Below are 413 nucleotides of genomic sequence, written 5' to 3'. Positions count from 1 at the left end.
GCCGGTGACTTTGCGCGTCGTCGCGATGGTCGGTGATCTCCGGAGCGTGTATCGAAGGTGGATCAGTGGCTCGGCCGCATGGAGGGAAAGGGCCAGTCCGCGCGTCAGTTCCCGTCAGCCGGCTCTCCATCAGGCAGCATGCGGCCATGGCACAGAAGATGAGCGACGCCGAGTGGCGCGCATTCGTCATGTCCGGCACCCGGACCGGCAAGCTCTCCACCGTCCGCGCGGACGGCAGCCCGCACATCGCCCCCGTCTGGTTCCTGCTCGACGGCGATGAGCTGGTGTTCAACACCGGTCAGGACACGGTCAAGGGTCGCAACCTCGCCCGGGACGGCCGGGTTGCGCTGTGCGTGGACGATGAGCGGCCGCCGTTCGGATACGCGGTACTGCAAGGTCGCGCGGAGCTCAGC

At 67.8% G+C, this 413-nt stretch carries 1 protein-coding gene; it reads left to right on the top strand.

Annotation, left to right across the window (positions count from 1 at the left end; translation table 11 throughout):
• Positions 1 to 146: 146 nt before the first annotated feature.
• Positions 147 to 413 (top strand): PPOX class F420-dependent oxidoreductase (locus AC1DYK_RS35970; protein ID WP_478170616.1); only part of this gene is annotated, 267 nt, incomplete at its 3' end.

The sequence above is a fragment of the Variovorax sp. P2_H12 genome (assembly GCF_056403395.1).
This window is presented reverse-complemented; position numbering and strand designations above follow the sequence as displayed.